General features: G+C 67.3%; 17 protein-coding genes and 1 tRNA gene. 8 read left to right on the top strand and 10 right to left on the bottom strand.

Annotated features, from left to right (window positions below; genetic code table 11):
* Window positions 1–9 precede the first annotated feature (9 nt).
* Both pstB and JF52_RS16540 read left to right on the top strand, forming a co-directional pair.
* The gene (gene pstB / locus JF52_RS0109980; RefSeq protein WP_084595799.1) at window positions 10–741 is read left to right on the top strand and encodes a phosphate ABC transporter ATP-binding protein PstB; all 732 of its coding nucleotides are present in this window, start codon (window positions 10–12) and stop codon (window positions 739–741) included.
* Window positions 738–1,427 carry a winged helix-turn-helix domain-containing protein gene (locus tag JF52_RS16540; protein WP_052166875.1) on the top strand — a complete coding sequence of 230 codons (690 nt, stop codon included), beginning with the start codon at window positions 738–740 and terminating at the stop codon, window positions 1,425–1,427. The genes pstB and JF52_RS16540 overlap by 4 nt, the downstream gene beginning before the upstream one ends.
* On the opposite strand, the gene JF52_RS0109970 is transcribed toward JF52_RS16540, so the two are convergent.
* From JF52_RS0109970 to JF52_RS17270, 3 genes are all read right to left on the bottom strand, one after another.
* The gene (locus JF52_RS0109970) at window positions 1,409–2,362 is read right to left on the bottom strand and encodes an arsenate reductase ArsC (protein ID WP_234001304.1); all 954 of its coding nucleotides are present in this window, start codon (window positions 2,360–2,362) and stop codon (window positions 1,409–1,411) included. The two genes, JF52_RS16540 and JF52_RS0109970, sit on opposite strands and share 19 nt — an antisense overlap.
* Window positions 2,359–2,676 (bottom strand): ArsR/SmtB family transcription factor, encoded by a 318-nt coding sequence (locus JF52_RS0109965; protein WP_033106009.1) that lies wholly within the window; start codon window positions 2,674–2,676, stop codon window positions 2,359–2,361. Before JF52_RS0109965 ends, JF52_RS0109970 begins: the two co-directional genes overlap by 4 nt.
* A gap of 74 nt (window positions 2,677–2,750) precedes the next feature.
* Window positions 2,751–2,823, bottom strand: a tRNA-Met gene (locus JF52_RS17270).
* 109 nt (window positions 2,824–2,932) lie between these two features.
* Here JF52_RS17270 and JF52_RS0109960 point away from each other — a divergent pair.
* Complete coding sequence (locus JF52_RS0109960) at window positions 2,933–3,268, top strand: DUF4229 domain-containing protein (RefSeq protein ID WP_033106008.1); 336 nt, start codon at window positions 2,933–2,935, stop codon at window positions 3,266–3,268.
* Between the two features lie 4 nt (window positions 3,269–3,272).
* On the opposite strand, the gene JF52_RS0109955 is transcribed toward JF52_RS0109960, so the two are convergent.
* The gene (locus JF52_RS0109955) at window positions 3,273–4,241 is read right to left on the bottom strand and encodes a 1,4-dihydroxy-2-naphthoate polyprenyltransferase (protein ID WP_033106007.1); all 969 of its coding nucleotides are present in this window, start codon (window positions 4,239–4,241) and stop codon (window positions 3,273–3,275) included.
* Window positions 4,242–4,370: 129 nt separating this feature from the next.
* Window positions 4,371–4,826 (bottom strand): Lrp/AsnC family transcriptional regulator, encoded by a 456-nt coding sequence (locus JF52_RS0109950; protein ID WP_033106006.1) that lies wholly within the window; start codon window positions 4,824–4,826, stop codon window positions 4,371–4,373.
* 70 nt (window positions 4,827–4,896) lie between these two features.
* Between JF52_RS0109950 and JF52_RS0109945 the strand changes: the two genes are divergently transcribed.
* The 3 genes from JF52_RS0109945 (at window position 4,897) to JF52_RS0109935 (ending at window position 8,349) form a co-directional block, all read left to right on the top strand.
* A complete protein-coding gene (locus JF52_RS0109945; RefSeq protein ID WP_033106005.1) occupies window positions 4,897–6,342 on the top strand; it encodes a DUF6421 family protein in 1,446 nt (481 codons plus the stop codon).
* Between the two features lie 129 nt (window positions 6,343–6,471).
* On the top strand, window positions 6,472–7,110 hold the full coding sequence (locus JF52_RS0109940) for an SDR family oxidoreductase (protein WP_033106004.1): 639 nt from the start codon (window positions 6,472–6,474) through the stop codon (window positions 7,108–7,110).
* 171 nt (window positions 7,111–7,281) lie between these two features.
* Window positions 7,282–8,349, top strand: a complete 1,068-nt coding sequence (locus JF52_RS0109935; RefSeq protein WP_033106003.1) for a threonine aldolase family protein — start codon at window positions 7,282–7,284, stop codon at window positions 8,347–8,349.
* Window positions 8,350–8,355: 6 nt separating this feature from the next.
* Here the strand turns inward: JF52_RS0109935 and JF52_RS0109930 are convergent, their stop codons facing one another.
* Window positions 8,356–8,955 (bottom strand): NUDIX hydrolase family protein, encoded by a 600-nt coding sequence (locus tag JF52_RS0109930; protein WP_033106002.1) that lies wholly within the window; start codon window positions 8,953–8,955, stop codon window positions 8,356–8,358.
* Window positions 8,956–9,032: 77 nt separating this feature from the next.
* Between JF52_RS0109930 and JF52_RS0109925 the strand changes: the two genes are divergently transcribed.
* Complete coding sequence (locus JF52_RS0109925) at window positions 9,033–9,686, top strand: alpha/beta hydrolase (protein WP_235272354.1); 654 nt, start codon at window positions 9,033–9,035, stop codon at window positions 9,684–9,686.
* On the opposite strand, the gene JF52_RS0109920 is transcribed toward JF52_RS0109925, so the two are convergent.
* The 4 genes from JF52_RS0109920 to JF52_RS16960 all read right to left on the bottom strand — a co-directional run bounded on the left by JF52_RS0109920 (window position 9,675) and on the right by JF52_RS16960 (window position 12,638).
* Window positions 9,675–9,926, bottom strand: a complete 252-nt coding sequence (locus JF52_RS0109920) for a hypothetical protein (protein WP_200880984.1) — start codon at window positions 9,924–9,926, stop codon at window positions 9,675–9,677. The genes JF52_RS0109925 and JF52_RS0109920 overlap by 12 nt on opposite strands.
* Before the next feature lie 68 nt (window positions 9,927–9,994).
* On the bottom strand, window positions 9,995–11,254 hold the full coding sequence (locus tag JF52_RS0109915) for an endonuclease/exonuclease/phosphatase family protein (RefSeq protein ID WP_033105999.1): 1,260 nt from the start codon (window positions 11,252–11,254) through the stop codon (window positions 9,995–9,997).
* Between the two features lie 155 nt (window positions 11,255–11,409).
* Complete coding sequence (locus JF52_RS0109910) at window positions 11,410–12,354, bottom strand: cation diffusion facilitator family transporter (protein WP_033105998.1); 945 nt, start codon at window positions 12,352–12,354, stop codon at window positions 11,410–11,412.
* Window positions 12,354–12,638: an ArsR/SmtB family transcription factor gene (locus JF52_RS16960; protein ID WP_084595740.1), complete on the bottom strand. Its 285-nt coding sequence runs from the start codon at window positions 12,636–12,638 to the stop codon at window positions 12,354–12,356. The genes JF52_RS0109910 and JF52_RS16960 overlap by 1 nt, the downstream gene beginning before the upstream one ends.
* Before the next feature lie 217 nt (window positions 12,639–12,855).
* Here JF52_RS16960 and JF52_RS0109905 point away from each other — a divergent pair, with 217 nt between their 5' ends.
* On the top strand, window positions 12,856–17,613 hold the full coding sequence (locus tag JF52_RS0109905; protein ID WP_033106565.1) for an Lhr family ATP-dependent helicase: 4,758 nt from the start codon (window positions 12,856–12,858) through the stop codon (window positions 17,611–17,613).
* The last annotated feature ends 84 nt before the right edge of the window (window positions 17,614–17,697 follow it).

The raw sequence follows: 17,697 nt of genomic DNA, 5'->3' as shown, positions 1-17,697 counted from the left end.
AGCGGACTCATCCGCTGCGAAGACGTCAACGTCTACTACAGCGACTTCCGCGCCGTCACCGGTATCGGTCCCTCCGGATGCGGCAAATCCACCCTCCTGCGCTCTTTGAATCGGATGAACGACCTCGTCGACGGCGCCCGCGTCGAGGGCAATGTCCTCTTCCAAGAGGAAGACATCTACGCAAAGGGCGTCGACCCGATCGAGGTTCGCCGGCGCATCGGCATGGTATTCCAGAAACCGAACCCGTTCCCGAAATCCATCTACGACAACATCGCCTACGGCCCCCGCGTCACCGGTATGAAGGTCGACAACATGGACGATCTCGTCGAAGAAGCCCTCACCCGCTCGGCGTTGTGGAACGAGGTGAAGGACAAGCTCAAGCAGTCGGCGTTCGGTCTCTCCGGAGGTCAGCAGCAGCGACTGTGCATCGCTCGCACCATCGCCGTACGCCCCGACGTGATCCTCATGGACGAGCCCTGCTCCGCGCTCGACCCCATCGCCACATCCCGCATCGAAGATCTGATGTACGACCTGCGCCAGGACTACACGATCATCATCGTCACCCACAACATGCAGCAAGCGGCGCGCGTGGCCGACAGGACTGCGTTCTTCACGGCCCTCGCCGATGACACCACCGGCGACCGCACCGGGGTGCTGGTCGAATACGACCTCACCAAGAACATCTTCGAGCAGCCTCAGGATCAGCGCACCGAGGACTACATCAGTGGACGGTTCGGATGAGCGACATCCCCCGGACCGGCAACGCCCGCTTCGTCGTACACGGCAACAGCACCGATATCCTCCGGGGCAGCTTCGCCGAATTCCGGCACGCGGGAGTGCCGATCACAATCCACCCAGAGATCGTCGGCGCCCTCGCCGATCTCGCTCACGATGACGACGCCTCGCTCATCCTCGCCGGCGGCGAAGCCTTCGCGCAGCTCAGCGCCATCCTGCAGATCGCCCAGCCTGTGTGCAGCGGATCTATCTTCCTCGGTGTTTCCGATACCACCGCGACGGCGACGATAGCCGGCGCGATGAAAGCGGGAGTGCGCGGCACTGTGCGGTTGCCGATGACTCCACAGCGACTGCGTGACGTCGCGCGGCTGCACCCGCGGACCGGCCCGATAGAGCGAATCCTCACCATCGGCGAGTTGACTCTCGACATCCCACACCGCAGCCTTCGATGGCGAGACCAGGCGCTGCTCCTGCCCGCGCGGGAGTTCGAGCTCCTGCACCAGATCATTCGTGCATACCCGGAGAGTGTGAGCATCGACGCCCTCGCCCTCGCCTTCGGCTCCGACCTGGAAGACCCCCATGCCTCGGTACGGGTCGCGATGACGAAACTGCGTGCACGGCTGGCGGCGTTCGCCCCCGCACAAGCACTCATCGAGACCGTGCGGGTGGCAGGCTACCGGCTCGCGTCCTGACCATCGACTCCCAGCTCTGTCATCAGGTCGAGCACCCGTGCACGGATGTCATCGCGCACCGCGCGTAGGCCGGCGTCGTCGAGTTCCAACGGATCAGCCAGTTCCCACTCGAGATAGCGCCGTCCAGGAAAGACGGGGCACGCGTCCCCACACCCCATCGTGATCACGTAGTCGGCCGCACGCACGACTTCATCAGTGAGAGGCTTCGGGAACTCGCCCCACAGCTCGATTCCGGCTTCCTCCATCGCCGCTGCGACGCGGGGGTGAGCCGCTTCGGCGGGTGCGGAACCGGCAGTGCGCACATGGACTCGATCGCCCGCAAGATGCCGCAGGAACGCACCTGCCATCTGTGACCTCCCAGCATTCTGCACGCACACGAACAGAACTTCGGGCGTATCGCGCAAGACCAGTCCCTGTGCGGAGGCGAGGGCATCCAGACGATCGGCGGCGTACCGAGCCGTCATCGTCAGCAGGTGCTCGGGCACTCGCGTCCTCTGTGCCAACACGAGATAGCTCTGCCCCACATAACTCGCCACCGTCTCGCGACTGAACGTCGAGCTGAATCTGTAGGCCAAATCGGAGACCACCGTCGCGACTCCTCGAGGCAGCGCCACAGCGGGCCGCACTTCGGGCAGGTCGGCCGAGTCATTAGACAGCAACCGACCGAAGCGCACCCATGCGTCGGCAGACGGAACCCATTCGTCGCCATCTCGCTGCAGAAGACGCGTCAGACGCAGAGACTCCATCGCGGCCTCCACGACGCCCAACTCGAGATCGAGCGCGTCAGCCAATTCGGCCGCGGTGACACCGGATGCGACTGCGCTGAGCACCCGCAACGTGTCAGGGTTGCCCAGCACCGCGACCTGCGCGGCGCGTTCGCGCGCTGCCTGCGGGTCAAGTGGCCGCCCGACGCGATGCCGCGGCTGCTCGTTCATCTTAAGAAGTCTTCCACCGCCGCGCGTCGACCGGGATCAACCGAGAGCCACCCCAGTTTTCCTGCCTGCTCGCGCTTCAGAAACCCGTCGCTGACGAGAATGCGCACGTGGTGGGTCACGGTCGGCTGGCTCAGCATCAGCGTATCCGCGAGTTGTCCGACAGTAGCTCGTCCTTCTGCCGAGCCGAGAACAATGCTCAAGATCTGAAGTCGCGTAGGATCAGCTACCGCACGCAGCGTGCGCGCGAGTTCCTCGGCTGCGGTCCGATCGAGCGCGACCCGGCCCGTTGACTGCTTCACGGGTCGATTGGACATGAATCAAGTCTAGCGATTGCGTCCAGGCTGACCCTTCCGCCGCCATTCTCTACTTTGTGGTCGGTCTGAAGTAGACGCGACGGCGGGAGTCGAACCCGCAACGCTCTCAGGTATGAACTGGAGCCCGGGACCACCCGGATCGCCGCGATGTCATCGACGTTACCCGGCCGTGACATCTGTGACCAGGAACCGTGCCTGGGATAACCCTATGAGTCACCCGATGACGGCACGTTTCGCCGCGATCTAGACTGGAGGGATGAAGTTGCCACCCCTCCTCGTCTATTCCGTGCTGCGGTTGCTCGCGTTCCTCGTGCCACTCGCGGTGATGTGGTTCTTCTTCCCGATCATGCGAGAGCTCTGGTGGCTCACAGTGATCTTCGCCGCGCTGATCGGCATGAGCATCTCGATCCTGTTCCTGCGCGGACCCCTCTCGGGCGCGTCATCCGAGATTTATGAGCGCCGCGAGTCGCGCACGACGCAGGGTCGGTCGAGCGCCGCCGCGGAGGATGCCGACGCTGAGGATACTGCGCTCGACGACGCCGCGGACACCGCCTCCGGCACGAACCCGGGCACCTCCGCCAAGCAGGACTGACCGCTCAGCCGACGAAAGCCCAGTACAGCGCGCCCGCGTACAGGAGCGCGGTGAGTGACGTGAGGGCGAGGGCGACGACGAGCTCACGTGACTGACGGTACGTCCACACGATGATGATCGCCGGGAGGCCCGCGAGCAGCGCCAGCAGCGAGAGCCAGGCGATCGGATAGAGCAGCGCGATGAATGCGGCGATGAGGAACGGCACGACCATGAACACCGTGTAGACGATCTTCGTCGCGCGGCGGCCGATGAGCACGGTGAGGGTGCGTTTTCCGACCTCGCGGTCCTGGTCGATGTCGCGCAGGTTGTTGGCGAGCAGCACGGCGCAGGCGAAGAGCCCTGCCGCGACGGCGCCGAGCCATGCCTCCTGGGGCAGCTGGAACGCCTGCACCCACGTGGTGCCGAGCGTCGCGACCAGACCGAAGAACACGAACACGAACACCTCGCCGAGCCCGAAGTATCCGTACGGTCGTTTGCCGCCGGTGTAGAACCAGGCCGCGACGATGCACACGGCGCCGACGGCCAGCATCCACCACTGACCCGTGCGGATGACGATCCCCAGCCCGACGAGGGCTGCGAGCGCGAAGAACGCCAGACCGATGATCAGCACGCTGCGCGGACGCACACGGCCAGACGCAGTGAGACGAGCGGGCCCGACGCGATGGTCGTCAGTGCCCCGGATGCCGTCGCTGTAGTCGTTCGTGAAGTTCACGCCGATCTGGATCAGCACGGCCACCGCAAGGCACGCCAGAGCGATCACCCAGTGCAGCTCGCGATCCACGAGTTGCGCAGCACCTGTTCCGATGACGACCGGGGCGACGGCGAGGGGCAGTGTGCGAAGGCGTGCGGCGCCGATCCAGTCGCGAGCCGTGATCGGCGGCGCTTCGACGATGGGCCGGCGAGCCGGGTTGCCGCTGGTGCGAACCGGCTTCGGTCTGGATGCCGATGTCTTGCGCTTCGAGGATGCTGCCACCCTCGAGATCTTAGTCGGCGCCCCGATGCGCCTACGGGTGGGGGTTGCTGTCCTTGCCGTGACCGCGGCCGAGATCGCAGCCGGCCTTCAGCCGCTCGAGGATCGGTGTCGCCCTGGTGGTACTCGTGATCAGTCGGCGCTCTCGACTGCGATCGGGCGGTTCTCGTAGTACGTCTGCAGCACGACGGTGGTGTGGGTGCGCACGTTCGCCGCGAGGCGCACTTCGTTCACCAGCTTCTCCAGCGCGCGCGGTGACGCCACCCGCACGAACAGCATGTAGCTGGCATCGCCCGCTATCGAGTGGCACGCTTCGATCTCCGTGAACGACTCGAGCAGCTCTGGGGCGTTGTCGGGCTGACCAGGATCGAGCGGAGTGATCTCGATGAACGCCGACAGCGGCTTGCCGAGCGCTTCCGCATCGAGTATCGGACGATACCCGCTGATCACACCGCGCGACTCCAGCCTGCGCAGCCGCGACTGCACGGCCGAGCTCGAGAGCCCGACGGCCTCGGACAGCTGGGCCAGGGTCGCTCGGGCATCGCGCGAGATCTCCGTGATGATCTGACGGTCGACAGCATCCTCCATGGTGGAATAATATCTGCATAGTCACTATTTCGCCGGATATTTTCCGCTGAGCCATCGATCGGAGGTCCCGATGTCCACTCCTCTTCACAACACTGCCATCATCGGCGAGCCCGAGGTCGTCGAGGACGCCGCCCGCGCCGAGAAGAGCGACGCCTGGCGGACGCTGAAGAACGCCGCCCTCGCGCTCCGCGAGATGCAGGTCAAGGACGGTTCGATCCCTTCGACAAGCTCAGGGCACGACACCGCACACACCTCCGCAGGCGAGCACGTCGCAGCGATCATCGCCGGCATCCGCGCCCTCGCGCCGGCCTTCCCGCACGACGCGGAGTATCTCGCAGCATCCGTCAGTGACTTCGAGCGCTGGGCATCCGAGGGTTTCGGCGTGCCGGACTTCCTCGATTCGCTCGTGGCCTTCCAGCCGCAACGGCATCGCGTCGACGGCATCCGCCATCTCGTCGTGTTCCCGATGTACACGCAGAACGGTTCGCCAGACCGCCTCGTCGAGGCGCTCATCGTCGAGGCGATCTGGCCGGAGTTCATCGCCGAGCTGGAAGCCGGCGACTACGGCAACAAGCTGTTCGTCTCGCTTCGGCTGATCGATTTCACGCCCGGGTACGACACGAACTCGGCCGTGCTCTTCCCCGAGACCGTCGCGATGCGCGAGATCCCCACGTTCACGTGGGGCGCGATCTTCCAGGACCGCGAGGCCGCCCGTTATCGACGCGTGGTGAGCGCGGCATCCGAGATCACGAAGCTGGACCTTCCGGAGCCGGCGGCGCGGATGCTGGATGACCAGGACCTCACCGAGAAGACATTCGTGATGTGGGACATCATCCACGACCGCACGCACATGCGCGGAGATCTGCCGTTCGACCCGTTCATGATCAAGCAGCGGATGCCGTTCTTCCTGTACTCGCTGGAAGAGCTGCGCTGCGATCTGACGGCATTCCGCGAGTCGGTCGCGATCGAGCGCTCTCTCGCCCTTCGACAAGCTCAGGGGTCGGATGCGCTGTCCGAGACCGAGCAGCAGATGCTCGAGCATGCCGGACTCGTGCAGTACGCGGTGATCTTCGACCGCATCTTCCGCTTCGCGATCACCGGCTCGCGGGTACGAAACTACGACGGTCTCGGCGGGCAGCTGCTGTTCGCCTGGCTGCATCAGCGCGGAGTGCTGCACTGGACCGACACGCAGCTCGCCTTCGACTGGGCCGAGGTTCCGGATGCCGTGATCGCGCTCAGCGACGCGGTGAATGAGCTGTACTGGCGTTCGATCGACCGCCCGAAGACAGCGCACTGGCTCGCCGCGTACGACCTGGTGAGCTCGGTGCTGGCGCCGAATCCGGCGTCGATCTGGGCGCGCGGGCTGCCCGATGAGGTACTCGCCGGGCTCCCGAAGGGCTACACCGACCGGGTGCTGGACGACGAGTTCCCCCTGTCGATGTTCTTCGAGGCGCTCGAGAAGAAGATGCGACCGGTGATCGAGTCGACTGCGGGGATTCGAGCGTCTGATGCTTAGCTTCGGCGTGCACGTTCTTCGGAGAAGTGCAGCATCCTCGGAGAATTCGGGCCGATTCGTCCGAAGTACGTGCACTTCTCCGAAGTTGTTGCACGGCTCGGTGAGTTTGAGCATCGGAAGAAGAGCGTGATGACAGCGGACAGGCATGCGATTGTGCTTGCGGGCGCCACGAGTGCGGCCGGCCTGGCAGTGACCCGCGCTCTGGTCGAGGCGGGCGCACGGGTTGTCGCGACTGGGCGCTCAACGGATCGGCTGGCTGCGTTAGCGGATGCCGGCGCCGAGGTAGTCGTCGCGGATGCGACATCGCTCGCCGCGATGACGGACCTGGCCGCGCGGCTCGGGCAGGTCGACGGCGTCATCCCCCTCGTCGGCGGCTGGAGAGGGGGCGGGGGCCTCGCCGGGCAGTCCGACAAGGACTTCGATGCCCTGCTGCCTGCGCTGCAGGCCGTGCGGGCGACGAGTCGCGCCTTCGATCGTGCTCTGCAGGCGTCGGATGCCGGGCGCTTCGCGATCGTGTCATCCACAGCGGTCGCGCGCCCGCTCGCGGGCGGGGCGAACTACGCGGCGGTGAAGGCCGCGAGCGAGGCATGGGCGCGCGCCGTCGCGCACGGGTTCGAGAAGACCGCTCGGGATACCGGGGAGCCTCTGCGCGCGGCATCCGTCATCTTCCGCGCCAAGGCGTTGGAACCGGAGGCGCTCGCCGACGCCGTCGTCGCGCTGTGGGAATCGGATACGGCCGACCTCAACGATCGGGTGATCGAACTCTAGGAGTGGCGGTCCCGCACTGGGCTTCCGGTCGTGCCGAACACCATCGCGAAGAACGCGACGAACAGCATGTAGGCGCCGCCGATGATGCCGGTGGCCAGCACCGATTGCGGCCGTGCGCTTCATGGGTCAAAGCGTATTCTTCACCACCGACATCCGACATAGGCTTATCCGGTGACCACTCTGCATGACCCCGCGATCCGGGGATTCGCGTCGGACAACTACTCCGGCATCCACCCCGAGATCCTCGCGGCGATCGCCGCAGCGAACGACGGCCACCAGATCGCGTATGGCGAAGACCAGTACAGCGAGCGCCTGCAGGAGGTCTTCCGCGGCCACCTCGGCGACGGCATCCAGGCGTTCCCCGTCTTCAACGGCACCGGCGCGAACGTCGTCGGCCTGCAGTCGATGTTGCCGCGCTGGGGCGCCGTGATCACGGCATCCACCGCTCACATCAATGTCGACGAGGGCGGTGCGCCCGAGCGGATCGGCGGCATGAAGCTGCTCACGGTGCCCACCGACGACGGCAAGCTCACACCTGAACTCGTCGACCGTGAGGCCTGGGGCTGGGGCGACGAGCACCGCGCACAGCCGCTCGTCGTGTCGATCACGCAGTCCACCGAGCTCGGCACGCTCTACTCCGTCGACGAGATCCGCGCCCTCGCCGATCACGCGCACGGCCACGGCATGCACCTGCACATGGACGGTGCACGCATCTCCAACGCCGCCGCCGCCCTCGACGTACGCCTGCGCGCGTTCACGCGCGACGCCGGTGTGGACGTGCTCAGCTTCGGCGGCACCAAGAACGGCGCGATGCTCGGCGAGGCGATCGTCGTGCTGAATCCCGAAGCATCCGCAGGTCTGATCTACGGCCGCAAGTACAACATGCAGCTCTCGTCGAAGATGCGCTTCGTCTCCGCGCAGCTCATCGCGCTGCTCGAGGGCGACCTGTGGGTGCGCAATGCTCGGCACTCCAACGCGATGGCCGCCAGACTGCGGGCCGGCATCGAGGCGGGGCTGGATGCCGGGAGCATCCGGGGCGTCGAATTCACCCAGGAGACGCAGTCGAACGGCGTGTTCGCGACGCTTCCGGACGGCGTCGCCGACCGGCTGCGCGAGTCGTTCCGCTTCTACGACTGGGATGCCGCGCGCAACGAAGTGCGCTGGATGTGCAGCTTCGACACGCAGGAGTCGGACGTGGACGCGTTCATCGCGGAGCTCGGGCGACTGACCACGGCGTAGTCTGCGTCAGCGCAACAGGCCGAGACTGGCGAGGGCCATCCTGATGAGGGTGCCGCGGCCGCCCTCCATCTCGGCGGCCACCGCGTCCGATGCCGCCTCCTCCGGCGAGAACCAGGTGATCTCGAGGGCGTCCTGACGGGGCTCGCACGTGCCGGTGACCGGGACGACGAACGCGAGCGAGACCGCGTGCTGGCGATCGTCGTGGTACGCGCTGACGCCGGGAAGCGGGAAGTACTCCGCCACGGTGAACGGCAGCGGTTGCGGGGGAAGCAGAGGGAAGGCCATCGGGCCGAGGTCGTTCTCGAGGTGTCGGAAGAGGGCGTCGCGCACTGTCTCGCCGTAGCGCACCCGCCCGGAGACGATCGTGCGCGTCATCTCGCCGAGCGGCGTGGAACGCAACAGGATGCCGAGCTCGGCGACCTGTCCGGTGCCGTCAGTGCGCACGGGAATCGCCTCGACGTAGAGCATCGGCAGTCGGCGTCGAGCCTCTGCGAGCTCGAACTCGCTCAGCCATGCCGGATTGTTCGCGTCTGCGGGCAGCTCACTGAACCGGGAGAGGTCGTCGTCGCCCCCCTCGGGGTCAGGATCAGGTGTGCGCACCGACATGTCTCATTTCTACCAGTGTCTGCGTCTGCGCAGTTCTGCGGCGGTGCATGTCAGTGCAGGCTGGCAGGATGGATGCCGTGAGCGAGGAACTCAGAATCGACGCGGCTGCCACGCGCTGGGCACCCGAAGAACGCGCAGGTCTGCCGCTGCTCGTGCTGCTGCACGGGTACGGCGCCGACGAGCACGACCTGTTCGGGCTCGCGCCTTTCCTTCCCGAAGGCGTCGCCGTGGCATCCGTCGCCGCGCCCCTTGCGCCGCCGTGGCCTATGCCTGGCAGGTCGTGGTACGCGATCGACGGTCTGAACGGACGGGATCCGGATGCTGTGACGATCGCCGCCCGCGCATTTCTGCGGTGGCTCGACGTCGCGGCAGGCGACGCGCCGACTGTGGCGCTGCTCGGGTTCTCGCAGGGCGCCGCGGTCGCACTGCAGGCGCTGCGCCTCGATCCAGCGCGCTTCGGGGCCGTGGTCGCGCTCAGCGGCTACACCTCACCCGGTGATCTGCCGGAAGACGAGGCGCTGCGCGAAGCGCGGCCCCGCGTCTTCTGGGGCCGCGGTACGAACGACGACGTGATCCCGGCTCAGCTGATCGCCCACACGGCGCAGTGGCTGCCTGACCACTCCGAGCTCACCGGCCGCGTCTACCCCGGGTTGACCCACAGCATCTCCGAAGACGAGCTTCTCGACGTGCGCGTCTTCCTCGAGAAGTGGCGAGACGCCTCAGCTGGCTGAATCCGCTCCACCGCCGGGGTCGGCGTCGTCTTCCTGTTCCTCTGGCGGACGCTTGCGTCGCCCGACCGCGCCCAGCGCGATGGCGAACGCCACTCCGATGGCGATGCCGATCGAGATGCCGAGCCCCATGTCGTCGAGCGCTGCGCCCATGGCGACGCCGACGCCCATTCCCAGCGCGATGCCGGCGCCCCAGCTCATCCGCTGTCGCGCCTCTTGTCCGCTCATCCGGTCATCAGGCATGACTCCACGCTAGTCAGCGTCGATCAGCGCGGCATCCCCCATGAGGCGGATGCCGCGCTTCGAGCGGGTCAGCGCTGCCCGCCTCCTGGAACGTCCACGTCGGACCAGACGAGCCGGTGGTCGCTGGAGGGGAACGGGTAGACGCCGGTCAGGCGGGAGAGCGGATCATCCGATGCCGGCCAGAAGACCCCCGAGTCGAGGATCCGGATCTGGCGGCTGGGCAGCACGTAGTCGACGCGGACGTTTCCTGGAGGCTCGGAGAAGTCGGCCGTGTCCTGCGCGGGGTCGCCCACGTGCTCGAGGTTGATTCCGCCCTGCAGTTCGGTCGCCTCCAGTGCGCCTGTGCTGGTGTGCACGGATGCCGTGTTGACGCGAGGGCTATCCAGGAGCTGATCGATCGCACCGTCTGTGGAGTCGCCGTCGTTCGGGTCGGCGTTCTGGTCGCCGGCGATCACGAAGAGCTCGTTGCGGCCGAGACCGCCTTCCCCGCCCTGGTCGTCGACGATGTACGAGGCCGTCTTGCCGCCCGCGATGTAGTCGGCCCACAGCCGGATCTCGTCGTGGTTGCGTCGGCCGTTGCGATCCTCTGCACCGTCGAACGTCGGCGGAGTCGGATGCGAGACGAGGAAGTGCACGGTCTTGTTCTTCGACACCTCGATCGGCACGTCCCAGTGAGATTTGCTCGAGAGTGGGAATCGGGCGAGCTCCTCCGCGGAGTAGAAGTCGGCGGGCTCCGCCGTCGTGGGGTCGTCGGGGAGAAGCGCGCCAGGCATGTCCGCCCAGACGAGGTTCTGGAAGGTGCGGATGGCGTCCTGATCGATCGGGTACTTCGAGTAGACCGCCATCCCGTACTGACCGGGGAAGAGACCGAAGCCCCAGGCGTCGTCGCCGCCGGAGATCGCGCCGTCGTTGTTCAGGTCGAACCCACTGGGCACCCCCGTGTTGACCGGGGCGGAGTACCGATAGGCGTATTCGACGGGCTTCGCATCGTCGTGCGGCACCGACAGGTAGTTCTCCTGGAACAGCCGCAGCGCCTCACCGCCTGCGTCGTAGTCGAACTCGTTGATCAGCAGCACGTCGGGGTTCGAGCGCTGGATGATCTCGGCGACGGCATCCGCCTGAGGGTTGCCAGGGGCGGCGAGATCGGCGACGAGCGCGCCCTCGGTGCCGCGATTGAGCGAGGCGTTGAAAGTGGCGAAGCGCAGGTCGGAATCACTCGGCGCACGATCCGGCGGTGCGGCGACGGCAGGGACGGCGGTCATGACGGCAACGCCGACGACCAGGAGGGCTGTGAGAGCGGCCGCGCGGACGCGGCGATGCGTGATCATGCGCGCCAGGCTAGCCGGGAACCGTGACGTTCTGAAGACCGATCGGTGAACGGATGACGACCGCGACACGCCCGACGGTTGCATCGTTCGACACGCCCGGGTATCGTCGGGACGTCTTGTCCGCCGTGTTTGGAAGTTCGGGCTGGGCGCATTGACTATGCGTGCTTGACGGATTCCGATTCGTGCTCGCTGATGTGCTCGGTCTCGATTTGGAATGTCGAATGGTAGACGGAGACTTCGAAGTGGTCAGCCACGCAGTCCTTCACATCTTGGAGAACTTCAGCGGCGTGACCGTCCGTGAAGCAGGCGTCCTCGACCACCACATGCGCCGTGAGGGTGGGCAAGCCGGTTGCGACGGTAGAGGCGTGCACATCGTGAACGTCCTTGACGTGGTCAAGCTTCAAGATGTGCTCTCGTACCGCATCCAGATCCAGCCCCTTCGGGGTGAACTCCATCAGGACGCTGGCGGTCTCGCGCATGAGTTTGAAGGCGCGTGGCACGATCAGCGCGGCGATGAGCAGACCCGCGAGAGCGTCCGCCTGCATGAACCCGGTGGTGGCGATCACGATAGCGGCGACGATGACGCCGAGTGAGCCTAGAGCGTCGTTGAGCGCCTCAAGGAACGCGGCCCGCATGTTGAAGTTGGCTCCTCTGCTGGAGGAGAGGATGAGGATCGCGATGATGTTGGCAGTCAGTCCGATGACGCCGAACACCAGGAGCTCCGTCGCCGGAACCTCCGGGGGCTCGAACAGGCGGCGGACTCCCTCGATGGCGGTGTAGAAGCCCACCACGAGAAGCAGGGCGGCCTGACCAAGCGCGGCGATGACTTCGATGCGCCGGAATCCCCATGTCCGCTTGGAGCTCGCGGGCCGCAGCATCAGAGTTGCCGCGATAAGAGCCACCAGGAGACCCGAGGAGTCCGTGATCGCGTGAGCCGTATCGGTCAGCAACGCGAGGCTACCAGTCACGACTGACCCAACGGCCTGCGCGACGGCGATCATCGCCGTGATGCCGAAGGCGATCCACAGCTTCCGTCGGTAGTCGCCGGGAAGGCCCGCCTTCTCGTCAACAGCCGGCCCGTGGCTATGTCCTGCACCCATCAGAGGGTCTCCATTTCTTCTCTTCGTTTCTCACCGAGACCGCGCAGATGCGCGCACAGTTCGGCCCTAGTACCTGTTGCGTCCAAGAGTTCCTCCGCAGCGCCGATCAACGCGGAGATCGCCGCTGGCTCGGAAAGCGAATACCACGACGACCTGCCAGAGGGACGAACGGACACGAGCCGACACTCAAGGAGGAAGCTGAGATGTTTGCTCACCGTCGATTGGGCCAGACCAGCGCCGTCGCCTTCCCGTCGAACTTCCGAGGACGCATCATCGCCATCCATCGATGATGCCGACCGAGAGCGATGAAAGCTACCATCAGCCACAATCGATATCGATTCCCAGATGCAGTTGAGCCAATCAGCGCTTCACCGCCGCGGCACCTGGCTGGCAACTTCCACCAGCCTGCATGCCGAGCTCGCCCTCGACTCCACCGCGAATCTCACTCGTGCGGTGGGAGCAGTCAGCCCCGATGTCCCACCCACAGACGATGATGGAGTGATGAGCGACGCTTCGACAGGCTCAGCGCACCGGGTGCTCGACCGCTTCACCCCTGCCACACAGGACTGGTTCAGGGGCGCCTTCAGCGCGCCCACCCCGGCGCAAGCCGGCGCCTGGGACGCGATCTCAGCCGGCAGGCACGCGCTCGTCGTCGCCCCGACCGGATCGGGAAAGACGCTGTCGGCGTTCCTGTGGGCGATCGACCGCGTCTTCCGCGAGAGAACGGATGCCGGCGATGCCGCCCCTGCGAAGGGCACAGCGCGCACGCGCATCCTCTACATCTCACCGCTGAAGGCGCTGGGCGTCGACGTCGAGCGCAACCTGCGCTCCCCCTTGGTCGGCATCGGGCAATCCGCTCGTCGGCTAGGGCTGGCGGCCCCGTCTGTGAGCGTCGGCGTCCGCTCGGGCGACACCACCTCGAGCGACCGCCGCAAGCTCGTCTCCGACCCACCCGACATCCTCATCACCACGCCCGAATCCCTGTATCTGATGCTCACCAGTCGCGCGGGCGAGACCCTGCGCGACGTGCACACCGTCATCATCGACGAGGTGCACGCGGTCGCCGCGACCAAGCGCGGTGCGCACCTGGCCGTGAGCCTGGAGCGACTGGATGCCCTCCGCCGAGCCGGTCGCGAAGACACCTCCCCCGCGCAGCGCATCGGCCTCTCCGCCACCGTCCGCCCGATCGACGAGGTGGCCCGCTTCCTCGGCGGATCCGAGCCCGTCGAGATCGTCGCCCCGAAGGCATCCAAGACCTTCGACCTCTCGGTCGTCGTGCCGATGGCCGACATGACCAACCCGCCTCCCCCACCCGGCACTCCGCCCGCGAGCGACGACCCGGCCGAGTACACCGAAGTGACGGGATCCGTCTGGCCGCACGTCGAAGAGGCGATCGTCGACCGCATCCTCGAGAACAAGTCCACGATCGTCTTCTCGAACTCGCGTCGCCTCGCCGAGCGCCTCACCGGCCGGCTCAACGAGATCTACGCCGAGCGCACCCTTCGACAGGCTCAGGGACCGAGCGTGCCCGTCCCAGAGCGGGCGGGCCCGCCCGCCGCGATGATGGCGCAGGCCGGATCGACCGCAGGCGCGGACGCAGTGCTCGCCAAGGCGCACCACGGCTCGGTCTCGAAGGAGCAGCGGGCGCTCGTCGAAGAAGAACTGAAATCCGGCATCCTGCGCTGCGTCGTCGCGACGAGCAGCCTCGAACTCGGCATCGACATGGGCGCCGTCGACCTCGTCATCCAGGTCGAGGCGCCGCCGTCCGCGGCATCCGGCCTGCAGCGCGTCGGACGCGCAGGACACCAGGTCGGCGAGATCAGCCGCGCAGCGCTCTTCCCCAAGCACCGCGGCGACGTGCTCCACACCGCGATCGTCACCGAGCGGATGCTGGCGGGCAAGATCGAAGCCATCGCGGTGCCGCGCAACCCGCTCGACATCCTCGCGCAGCAGACCGTCGCGGCCTGCGCGCTGGCGCCGATCAGCGTCGAGGAGTGGTTCGAGACCGTCCGGCGCAGCGCACCCTTCCAATCGCTCCCCCGCTCCGCCTACGAGGCGACGCTCGACCTGCTCGCGGGCCGCTTCCCGTCCGACGAGTTCGCCGAGCTCCGCCCACGACTCGTCTGGGATCGGGATGCCGGCACGCTCACCGGACGACCCGGCGCGCAGCGCATCGCCGTCACCAGCGGCGGCACGATCCCCGACCGAGGGTTGTTCGGCGTCTTCGTCCCCGGCGAGGGAGCGGGAAGACGCGTCGGCGAGCTCGACGAAGAGATGGTCTACGAGTCCCGAGTGGGCGACGTGTTCACGCTCGGCACGACCAGCTGGCGGATCGCCGAGATCACCCACGACCGCGTCAACGTGCTGCCCGCGTACGGACAGCCCGGCAAGGTGCCGTTCTGGCACGGCGACGGCATCGGGCGCCCATACGAGCTGGGCGAGGCACTGGGCAAGTTCTCCCGCGAGGTGTCAGCTGCGGCCCCGGAGAAGGCCGCCCAGCGCCTGATCGAGGCTGGCCTCGACGAGCAGGCGCGCACCAATCTGATGGCGCATCTCAGCGAGCAGCGCGAAGCCACCGGCACCCTCCCGACCGACCGCACGCTCACGGTCGAGCGCGGTCGAGACGAGGTCGGCGACTGGCGCGTCATCCTGCATTCCCCGTACGGCATGAAGGTGCACGCGCCCTGGGCGCTCGCGATCAACGCGCGCATCAGGGAGCGACTCAGTGTCGAGGGATCGGCGGTCGCGAGCGATGACGGCATCATCGTGCGGATTCCGGATGCCGATGCCGAGCCGCCCGGCGCTGAGCTGTTCGTGTTCGACCCCGACGAACTCGAGCACGTGGTCACTGAAGAGGTCGGCGGCTCGGCCCTGTTCGCCTCGAGGTTCCGCGAGTGCGCGGCGCGCGCCCTGCTGATGCCGCGCATGAACCCGAACAAGCGCACGCCGCTGTGGCAGCAGCGCCAGCGCTCAGCGCAGCTGCTCGAGGTCGCACGGCGCCACCCCACCTTCCCAGTCATCCTCGAGACGCTGCGCGAAGTGCTGCAGGATGTCTACGACCTCCCGTCACTCCGACGACTCACGAACGCCATCGCCGAACGCAAGGTGCGCCTCGTCGAGACCGAACCGGCGCAGCCGTCGCCGTATGCGCGAGACCTGCTGTTCGGCTACGTCGGCGCGTTCATGTACGAGGGCGACTCTCCGCTCGCCGAGCGCCGCGCCGCTGCGCTGTCGGTCGATCCGGCGCTGCTCGGCGAACTCCTCGGAACCGTCGAACTGCGCGAACTGCTCGACCCCGACGTGCTCGCACAATGGGAGCAGGAGGCCCAGCGCCTCGACCCGGAGCGCCGCGTGCGCGGCCTGGAAGGCGTCGCCGATCTGCTGCGGATGCTGGGACCGCTCGATCCGGCTGAGGTCGCGGAGCGGCTGCAGGATCCGAGTGCGGAGTCGGGCAGCGCCGACGGGTCGTTGAGCGAGCGCAGCGAGACGAAACGGGCTGAGCGAGCGCAGCGAGACGAAGCTTCCCCCGAATCCGCCTCAGGTGCCATCGCGCAACAGCACCTCGACGACCTCGTCGCCGCCCGCCGCGCCATCCCGGTCACGATCGCCGGCACCGCCCGCGTCGCAGCCATCGAAGACGCCGGGCGCCTGCGCGATGCGCTGGGCGTCGCGCTGCCCACGGGCATCCCGGTCGCGTTCCTCGAACCGTTCGCCGATCCGCTCGGCGACCTGGTCGCCCGTTTCGCGAGAACTCACGGTCCGTTCACGACGGATGCCGTCTCGCTCCGCTTCGGGATCGGCTCAGCCGTCGCCCGTCACACGCTGCAGCGGCTGGAGAACACAGGGCGCCTCACCAGTGGATACTTCCTGCCGGCCCCTTCGACAGGCTCAGGGTCCGGTTCTTCGTCGGAGATCGAGTGGTGCGACACCGAGGTGCTGCGCCGGCTGCGGATGCGCTCGCTCGCGGCCATCCGCGGCAGCGTCGAACCGGTCTCCCCTGAGGCCTACGCGCGGTTCTTGCCGGAGTGGCAGCACCTCGGGCGCCCGCTCGAGGGGCTCGACGGCGTCGTGTCGGTGATCGAGCAGTTCGCCGGCGTGCCGATCCCGGCGAGCGCATGGGAATCGCTGGTTCTGCCCTCCAGAGTCCGCGACTACACACCGGCGTTGTTGGACGAGCTGACCGCCAGCGGCGAGGTCATCTGGTCGGGCCACGGCACGCTGCCGGGGCGTGACGGATGGGTCTCGCTGCATCCCGCCGACCTCGCGCCCTTCACGCTGCCCGAACCTGAAGACGAGATCGCACCCGACTCCCTCGAAGCGCAGCTACTCAGTGCGCTGGGAGCAGGCGGCGCCTATTTCGCCGCACAGTTGCGTGAGATGACCGGCGCCGAGAATGAGCAGTCGGTACTCGAGGCCCTGTGGAACCTCACGTGGTCGAGCAGGGTCACCAACGACACGTTCGCACCGATCCGGTCGCTGCTCGCCGGCGGCTCGCAGGCGCACCGGGTGACCCGCCGCGCGCCTCGCACGCGCACGTACCGTGACATGTCGCTGGCGCGCACACCCGCCAGGCCGGCAGCGGTCGGCGGGCGCTGGTCGCTGCTGCCTTCGACAGGCTCAGGGAGCGACTCCGGCGATGCTGCGCGCCGAGCGACCGTGAACGCAGGGCTGCTGCTCGACCGCTACGGCGTCGTCACCCGTGGGGCCGTACAGGCCGAAGGCGCGCCCGGCGGCTTCGCCCAGGCATACCGCGTGCTGGCCGGGTTCGAAGAGGCCGGGCACTGCCGACGCGGCTACGTCATCGAGAAGCTCGGCGCGGCGCAGTTCGCGGCATCCGCCACGGTCGATCGCCTGCGCACGTTCGCGGCCCTGGCCGATCCGCCACCGCGCAAGGCCGTCACGCTGGCCGCGACCGACCCCGCGAACCCGTACGGAGCGGCGCTGGCCTGGCCGCGACGCGAGGGCGTTTCGCATCGGCCAGGACGCAAGGCCGGCGGCCTGGTCGTCCTCGTCGACGGGGCGCTCGTGCTCTACCTCGAACGCGGCGGACGCACGGTGCTCGCGTTCGATGATGATCCGGAACTGCTGCGTGCCGCGGCATCCGATCTCGCCGTGACCTCACGTGCACGCAGGCTCGAAACCCTCACCGTGGAGAAGATCAACGGCGAGGCGATCTACGGCACCGACTTCGCGATGGCCCTGCAGGAAGCCGGGTTCGTGGCGACGCCGCGCGGCTTCGCGCTACGCAAGGCCATTTAGCGGTGAGACCGACGCTCCGGCGCGAAACCGAGCTGCGCACGCTCGGTCTCGCGCCGGAAACTCGGGCTCGCCGATGCGCCCTTA

This window comes from Microbacterium profundi, assembly GCF_000763375.1.
Classification (GTDB): domain Bacteria; phylum Actinomycetota; class Actinomycetes; order Actinomycetales; family Microbacteriaceae; genus Microbacterium; species Microbacterium profundi.
Note: the sequence above shows the minus strand (reverse complement) of the source record. Positions and strands in the feature narration are given on the sequence as shown.

What these genes read in the sequence shown, in the direction of transcription:
- JF52_RS0109905 (WP_033106565.1), top strand. Translation starts at nt 12,856, where the DNA reads ATGAGCGACGCTTCGACAGGCTCAGCGCACCGGGTGCTCGACCGCTTC.
- JF52_RS0109965 (WP_033106009.1), bottom strand. Translation starts at nt 2,676, where the DNA reads ATGTCCAATCGACCCGTGAAGCAGTCAACGGGCCGGGTCGCGCTCGAT.
- JF52_RS0109915 (WP_033105999.1), bottom strand. Translation starts at nt 11,254, where the DNA reads ATGATCACGCATCGCCGCGTCCGCGCGGCCGCTCTCACAGCCCTCCTG.
- JF52_RS0109945 (WP_033106005.1), top strand. Translation starts at nt 4,897, where the DNA reads ATGTCCACTCCTCTTCACAACACTGCCATCATCGGCGAGCCCGAGGTC.
- JF52_RS0109920 (WP_200880984.1), bottom strand. Translation starts at nt 9,926, where the DNA reads ATGCCTGATGACCGGATGAGCGGACAAGAGGCGCGACAGCGGATGAGC.
- JF52_RS16960 (WP_084595740.1), bottom strand. Translation starts at nt 12,638, where the DNA reads ATGGATGGCGATGATGCGTCCTCGGAAGTTCGACGGGAAGGCGACGGC.
- JF52_RS0109910 (WP_033105998.1), bottom strand. Translation starts at nt 12,354, where the DNA reads ATGGGTGCAGGACATAGCCACGGGCCGGCTGTTGACGAGAAGGCGGGC.
- JF52_RS16540 (WP_052166875.1), top strand. Translation starts at nt 738, where the DNA reads ATGAGCGACATCCCCCGGACCGGCAACGCCCGCTTCGTCGTACACGGC.
- JF52_RS0109930 (WP_033106002.1), bottom strand. Translation starts at nt 8,955, where the DNA reads ATGTCGGTGCGCACACCTGATCCTGACCCCGAGGGGGGCGACGACGAC.
- JF52_RS0109970 (WP_234001304.1), bottom strand. Translation starts at nt 2,362, where the DNA reads ATGAACGAGCAGCCGCGGCATCGCGTCGGGCGGCCACTTGACCCGCAG.
- JF52_RS0109960 (WP_033106008.1), top strand. Translation starts at nt 2,933, where the DNA reads ATGAAGTTGCCACCCCTCCTCGTCTATTCCGTGCTGCGGTTGCTCGCG.
- JF52_RS0109950 (WP_033106006.1), bottom strand. Translation starts at nt 4,826, where the DNA reads ATGGAGGATGCTGTCGACCGTCAGATCATCACGGAGATCTCGCGCGAT.
- JF52_RS0109940 (WP_033106004.1), top strand. Translation starts at nt 6,472, where the DNA reads ATGACAGCGGACAGGCATGCGATTGTGCTTGCGGGCGCCACGAGTGCG.